Origin of the sequence: Kitasatospora sp. NPDC057500 (genome assembly GCF_042802195.1) — a bacterium.
In the GTDB taxonomy this organism is placed as follows: Bacteria; Actinomycetota; Actinomycetes; order Streptomycetales; family Streptomycetaceae; genus Kitasatospora.
The window spans coordinates 1-6,231 of record NZ_JBHVER010000309.1 but is presented as its reverse complement, the minus strand read 5'-3'; the positions used below and the strand labels follow the sequence as shown (position 1 = coordinate 6,231).

Genomic DNA, 6,231 nt, shown 5'->3' with positions numbered 1-6,231 from the left:
TGACCTCGGTCACCGGCAGCCGGGCCGAAAGCCCTGCTCCCGCTACAGGTAGAGCCCCGTCGCGTCCTCCGACCCCTCGAAGCGGTCGGCGGCGACGGCGTGCAGGTCGCGCTCGCGCAGCAGCACGTAGGTGGCGCCGCGGACCTCGACCTCCAGCTTGTCCTCGGGGTCGTAGAGCACCCGGTCGCCGGGCTCGACGGAGCGCACGCTCTGGCCGACGGCGACCGCCTCGGCCCAGGCGCAGCGCTTGGAGATCTCCGCGGTCGCCGGGATCAGGATGCCGCCGGTGGAGCGGCGCTCGCCCTCGCCGGCCTCGGTCTTCACCAGCACGCGGTCGTGCAGCATCTTGATCGGCAGCTTCTCGCCGAGCCGGTCGTGACGCGGCGATTCGGCCTCGCCGGGGAGGGACTGCTGGGTCGGTTCGTCGTTCGTACTCACGACCCCGAAGGTACCGGTCCCGGGCCCGGCGTGTGACGCCAGCCCGGTGGGCGAACAGCACCGGGCCGGGCACCGGGTGCCCGGCCCGAGGGGAGTGCGGGGCCTCGGTCAGCCCTTGCGGCGCTTGCGCGCCGAGGCGACCAGCAGCACCAGGCCGACGCCGACCAGCGCGGCCGGGACGATCCGCTCCTTGCGCGGCTGCCCCTTCTCGTCCACGAACTGCGCGCGGGCCTGCTCGACCAGGCCGCTCGCGGCCACGTAGGCCCGGCCGGCCTTCTCCTCGACGGCCGCCACGGCCTTCGCCTTGACCTGGGCGGAGATGGTGGTCGGGTGCACGCGCACGGCGAGCTCGTCCAGCGTCGCCGCCAGCTGGGTGCGGGTCCGGGTGATGTCCGCCTCGATCTGGGCGGTCGTCCGCGCCGACTTGTCCGTACTGCTCGCCTCGCCCACTCGGGCCACCCCATTCACTGATGTTCGTCCTGTGCGACTGACCCAGTGTGTCAGCTACCACGCGGGGCCGCGCGGCCCCACCCACCATCGGAGGTAAGTTTGCCGTGGTACGACCGCCCGTCCAGCACCAGGAGAAATCCCGTGAGTGAGCGTCTCCAGCCCGGCGACACCGCGCCCGCCTTCACCCTGCCCGACGCCGACGGCAACGAGGTGTCCCTCGCCGGCCACCTCGGCCGCAAGGTGATCGTCTACTTCTACCCGGCCGCGCTCACCCCCGGCTGCACCAAGCAGGCCTGCGACTTCACCGACAACCTGGAGGTCTTCGCCGGCGCCGGGTACGACGTCATCGGCGTCTCGCCGGACAAGCCGGAGAAGCTCGGCAGGTTCCGCGAGGCCGAGAACCTCAAGGTCACCCTGGTCTCCGACCCGGAGAAGAAGGTGCTGGAGGCCTACGGCGCGTTCGGCGAGAAGAAGCTGTACGGCAAGACCGTGACCGGCGTGATCCGCTCCACCGTGATCGTGGACGAGCAGGGCAAGGTCGAGCACGCGCTGTACAACGTCAAGGCGACCGGCCACGTGGCCAAGCTGCTGCGCGACCTCAAGGTCGAGACGGCCTGACGCAGCGTCCGGACACGGCGGCGGCGAGTGACGCTTCGTCACCGCCGTGTCCCGGTGCTGTCCGCGCTCTGCCCGAAACCTGTCGGCCGGGGCCCGGCACCCCCTAGCGTTCTGCTCACCGGGCGCCGGTCGCCCGGGTTCCGTTCTTGCCACAGGAGTAGAGCAGTGCAGAGTGCCAGACCCGTGTCCACCGCCCGTGTCGCCGTCGCCGGCGCGATCGTCGCGGCGCTCGCGCTGACCGCCTGCGGGCCGGAGAACGAGGACATCGCCGCACCTCCGCAGGCCACCGCGACGGCCACCACCCAGCCGGCCCCCGGGCCGACCACCCAGCCCGCCGCGAGCGCCCCCGCGACCGCACAGCCCACCGCTTCCGCCCCGGCCACCGCGGCCCCGGCCGGCAAGCGCCGGGTGGTCGAGGCCGGGACGGCCGGCGGACTGACGAGGACCACCGGCAAGGACGCGGTCTCCGACGTCGCCGTCGACCCGGGCGAGATGCGCGAGAACATGCACCTGGTGCTCTCCAACTTCGACCGCCCCGGCCAGACCTCCGGCCGCCGGATCCTGCTGATCGCCGTCGACAACGTCCCCGAGGACCCGGCCAAGCGCCGTGAGCACCTCTGGCGCGGCATGATCGACTACGCCCTGCAGAACGGTTCCAGCGGCGACCCGACCACCGCCACCCCGTACCCGGCCGGCCCGCTCGGCGGCTCGCTGGAGTGCCTGCAACTGCCGGAGGCGCCCACCACGGACGTCGTCTGCGGCTGGTCCGACGCCTCCACGGCCGGCGTCGCGCTGTTCCCGAAGACCACCCCGGCCGAGGCCGCCGCCCTGTTCACCAAGATGCGCGGCGACATCGAGAAGTAGGCCCGTGGGCCCGGAGCGGGCCCGGGAACGAAAAGCAGCGGTGGCGGCGCACCCCCCGACCGGGTGCACCGCCACCGCCGTCTCTCACCTCAGGCAGCCGCTGTCATCAGCAGGCGCCGAGGTCGCTCCAGACACCCCAGGCGCCGCTGGCGCTCGGGTCGTCGCCCTTGGTCCACCACTTGTTCTGGTAGTAGTGGCCCTTCCAGGAGACCTTGGTCGGGGTGGCGTAGGTGGTACCCGCGTCCCAGCTCGGCGCACCCGCGCAACCGGCCGGCGTAGTCGGCGTGGTGGTCGGGGTGGTGGTCGGCGTCGTGGTCGGGGTGGTGGTCGGCGTGGTGGTCGGGGTGGTGGTCGGTGTCGTGGTCGGCGTCGTGGTCGGGGTCGGCGTGGTGCCGCCGTCCACCGCACCGCGGGTCAGGTCGCCCTTGAGGCCGTACAGCGTCCCGGCCACGTTGACCGTCCAGTTGGACGGGGTGGACACCGGCAGGTAGTAGACGAAGTCCATGTCGATCGACGCGCCCGGCGCGAGCGACTGCCAGCCCGGAAGCTTCACCGAGACCCGGTTGTAGGTGCCCTTGAGGCCGCCCACGTTGCCGCTGCCGGTGTGGTCCTGGCGGATCACGGTCAGGCCGAAGCCGGACTGGTCCTTGGCGTTGCCCGGGGCCGAGTTGCTGTAGTCGAACTGGAACTCGGTGCCGCCCGGCAGGGTCATCGTCGAGTTGTTGACGATGTGGATCTTCGGGTTGATCGGGTAGTTCGAGTCACCGAGCGCGAAGTTGGTGAACGAGACGTCGATCGGCAGGGTCTGCTTCGGCAGCGCGACCGTCGAGCGGGTCGCGCCGTACGGCGAGGCCGCCTTGAACTTGTCGTACATCAGCGTGGTCAGCGTGTTGCCGGGCACGTACTGGCCCTTGCCGCCGTTGGCGGTCGCGTCCCACTTGTAGTCGCCCGCGAGCTCCCAGATCATGGTGCCGCCGGCACCCTGGTTGACGATGTAGTCGGCCTTGGCGGCGATCGACTGCTCGTCCTCGGTGGACAGGTAGACCTTCTTGCTCTCGTTCCACAGCCACGGCGCCACCAGGGTGGAGCTGTAGTTGCGCACGTAGCTGCCCTGGAGGGCGGTGTCGCTCACGCCGTACTTGGAGAGGTAGTCGGGCACGATGCCCTTCTCCAGGTTCTTGGCGTGCCACATCGGGTTCGACCCGGCCGGGGACTCCTTGCCCGCGTCGTCCTTGTCGTTCCAGATGTTGTCGATGCCGACCGCGCCGTCACCGCACGTGGTCAGGCCGGAGCCGACCGGGCAGGTGGTCGCGGAGGCGGTGCCCCAGAGGCCGTTGGTGCCGCCCTGGACGTTCTTGAAACCGCGGGTGTAGTACGGCAGGCCGACGTTGATCCGGCCGGCCGGCATCGCACCGCGGAAGTAGTGGTACGACCAGTCGGCGTTGAGGTAGCCGATACCGCCGTACTGGCCGGTGCCGTAGACGTTGGCCGCCGCCAGCTCGCCGTCCTTGCCGTCGTCGAACAGCGCGGCGTTCGGGCCGACGTACTTGTTCCAGGAGCCGTGCAGGTCGTACGACATGATGTCGACGTAGTCCAGGTACTGCGCGATCTGGAAGGTCTCCATGCCGCGCAGCAGGTAGCCGGACGACGGGGCCGCGACCGAGAGCAGGTAGTGCTTGCCGTCGGCGGCGCCGGCCCGGTCCAGCTTCTCGCGCAGCGTCTTCATCAGCGCCGCGTAGCCCTTGGCCAGCGAACCGCGCTTGCCGTTGGCGATCTGCCAGTCGAGCGGGTTGCCCGCGTCCTTCATCGAGGTCGGGTACTCGTAGTCGATGTCGACGCCGTTGAAGCCGTACTTCTTGATGAAGTCGACGGCCGAGTTGGCGAAGGTGTCGATGCCCGCCTGGTTGACGCTGCCGTCCGGGTTGACGGTCATCGAGTAGAAGCCGCCGGAGTTGACGCGCTTGCCGTCGTCCCCGAAGTACCCGCCGGTCTCGGTCCAACCGCCCACCGAGACCATGGTCTTGACGTTCGGGTACTGCTTCTTGTACTTCGTCAGCAGGTTGAAGTGGCCCTTGTAGGGCAGCGACGGGTCGAGCTCTGCGCCGGGCACGCCCGGGAAGGACATCCCGGTGGCCGGGTTCTGCGCGTTGTCCGAGCCGACCGACAGCTTGTTGCCGGAATCGACGTGGGCGAACGCGTAGTTGAGGTGGGTGACCTTGTCCCACGGGATGTCGCTGACCAGGTACGGCTTGGTGCCGTCCTGGCCGGTGCGCCAGCTGGTGAAGTAGCCGATGATGCGGCGCTGGTGGTCAGCGCCCATCTTCTCGCGGCCTTCGGTGTCGTAGACGCTGCAGTACGGGACGTCGACGCCCGGCGTGGCGTAGAGGCCGTCGGGGCGACAGGCGGCGTTGTCAACGGTGGCGGACGCCTGGGAGGGCGCCGCGCCCAGCGTGGCCACCAGCAGGCCGGCCATCGCGGCTGCCGCCATCGAGGCCAGGCCGGCGCGGGCCGCCGGGCTCTTGGAACGACGGGCGGCGGTGGGACGCCGCTCCGCCGAGGATCGGATCAACACTCGTCCTCCGGGCAGAGTGTCGGCGCGTGCCTGTGGGGGAGCACGCACGTGGGGGAAACCAGATTGGCGCTGAAGCTATGTGGTCTGAACCACATAGGTCAATAGGTCTGTACCAATTGGTAATCAATTCCCCAACATCCCCGGTCGATCGGCCGATTGTCGACGGTCGCCGACGCCCCCGTCGGCCCCACCCGCCCCACTCCCCTCCGCCCGTCGGCCACCCCGCTTCAACCCCGTGACCGAACGACGCACCGATCGTTCACACGGACGGGGGACGGGCGCGCGCGAGCCCGAAGGGACAGCCATGACGGTCAAGTACACCCGCGAGCTGCTGACGGCGGCCGCCGCCGAGTCGTCCAGCGTCAACGACATGATGAGGCGGTTGGGCGTACCGATGGCAGGCGGCACGCACAGCTACCTGAGCAAGCGGTTGCGGCACTACGGCATCGACACCTCGCACTTCACCGGGGGCCGGCCCGCGTACGAACGCCGGACCTACAGCCGGGAGCAGCTCGCCGAGGCCGCGGCGAAGTCCACCGGGATCGGTCCGATGCTGCGCGAGCTGGGTGTGGTGCCGTACGACAGCGCCTACTCCTACATGAAGCGGCGACTGGCCGAGTTCGGCATCGACACCTCGCACTTTCGCGGGGAGGTCCGGGACGAGCAGGTGATCGCGGCCGTCCGCGAGCAGTCCAGCATCGCCGGCGTGATCCGGGCACTCGGCCTCTCCGAGAGCGGCGGGGCCCGCCGGCTCGTCAAGGACGCCATCGCCCGCCACAAGCTGGATACCGGCCACTTCACCGGGTCGGCCCACAACCGTGGCGTGAGGACGGGGCCCCGACTCCGTCCTGACGCCCTCCTGGTGGCACTGCCGCCCGGAAGCCACCGCGTCCCCGGCGACCGGCTGCGGGCCATGCTCGTCCACCTCGGCACGCCGGACGCCTGCTCCGGGTGCGGCACCCCGCCGTTCTGGCGCGGACGTCCGCTGACGCTGGAGGTCGATCACGTCAACGGCGACTGGCTCGACAACCGGCGCGAGAACCTCCGGCTGCTCTGCCCCAACTGCCATGCCGTCACCCCGACCTACTGCGGACGGAACCGCAAACCCTCCATCGGCACCTCCGACAGCCGGTAAGCTTGTGCCGACGTGCGCCCGTACCCCAGCTGGCTAGAGGGCTGCGACTTAGGATCGCAGTGTCGTGGGTTCGAGTCCCACCGGGCCCACAACGAGCGTTTGACCTGCGGTGACACGCGCACCCCCGAAGCACCTCCGGGGCCGCGTACAGCAG

Annotated in this window: 6 protein-coding genes and 1 tRNA gene; 4 read left to right on the top strand and 3 right to left on the bottom strand. The window is 70.3% G+C overall.

What is annotated here, in order from left to right:
- Window positions 1-42: 42 nt before the first annotated feature.
- Together ACFU74_RS35195 and ACFU74_RS35190 are read right to left on the bottom strand one after the other, a co-directional pair.
- Window positions 43-345, bottom strand: a complete 303-nt coding sequence (locus tag ACFU74_RS35195) for a GroES family chaperonin (protein WP_380764212.1) — start codon at window positions 343-345, stop codon at window positions 43-45.
- 201 nt (window positions 346-546) lie between these two features.
- Window positions 547-888, bottom strand: a complete 342-nt coding sequence (locus tag ACFU74_RS35190) for a DUF3618 domain-containing protein (RefSeq protein WP_380764210.1) — start codon at window positions 886-888, stop codon at window positions 547-549.
- A 141-nt stretch (window positions 889-1,029) separates the two neighbouring features.
- Here ACFU74_RS35190 and bcp point away from each other — a divergent pair, with 141 nt between their 5' ends.
- Together bcp and ACFU74_RS35180 are read left to right on the top strand one after the other, a co-directional pair.
- Window positions 1,030-1,506 carry a thioredoxin-dependent thiol peroxidase gene (gene bcp / locus ACFU74_RS35185; protein WP_380764209.1) on the top strand — a complete coding sequence of 159 codons (477 nt, stop codon included), beginning with the start codon at window positions 1,030-1,032 and terminating at the stop codon, window positions 1,504-1,506.
- Between the two features lie 183 nt (window positions 1,507-1,689).
- Window positions 1,690-2,370, top strand: a complete 681-nt coding sequence (locus ACFU74_RS35180; RefSeq protein WP_380764208.1) for a hypothetical protein — start codon at window positions 1,690-1,692, stop codon at window positions 2,368-2,370.
- Window positions 2,371-2,476: 106 nt separating this feature from the next.
- Here the strand turns inward: ACFU74_RS35180 and ACFU74_RS35175 are convergent, their stop codons facing one another.
- Window positions 2,477-4,858: a chitinase C-terminal domain-containing protein gene (locus ACFU74_RS35175; RefSeq protein ID WP_380764211.1), complete on the bottom strand. Its 2,382-nt coding sequence runs from the start codon at window positions 4,856-4,858 to the stop codon at window positions 2,477-2,479.
- A gap of 388 nt (window positions 4,859-5,246) precedes the next feature.
- On the opposite strand from ACFU74_RS35175, the gene ACFU74_RS35170 reads away from it, so the two are divergent.
- Both ACFU74_RS35170 and ACFU74_RS35165 read left to right on the top strand, forming a co-directional pair.
- Window positions 5,247-6,077 carry an HNH endonuclease gene (locus tag ACFU74_RS35170; protein WP_380764207.1) on the top strand — a complete coding sequence of 277 codons (831 nt, stop codon included), beginning with the start codon at window positions 5,247-5,249 and terminating at the stop codon, window positions 6,075-6,077.
- A 16-nt stretch (window positions 6,078-6,093) separates the two neighbouring features.
- Window positions 6,094-6,166 (top strand) — tRNA-Leu (locus tag ACFU74_RS35165).
- Window positions 6,167-6,231: the final 65 nt, after the last annotated feature.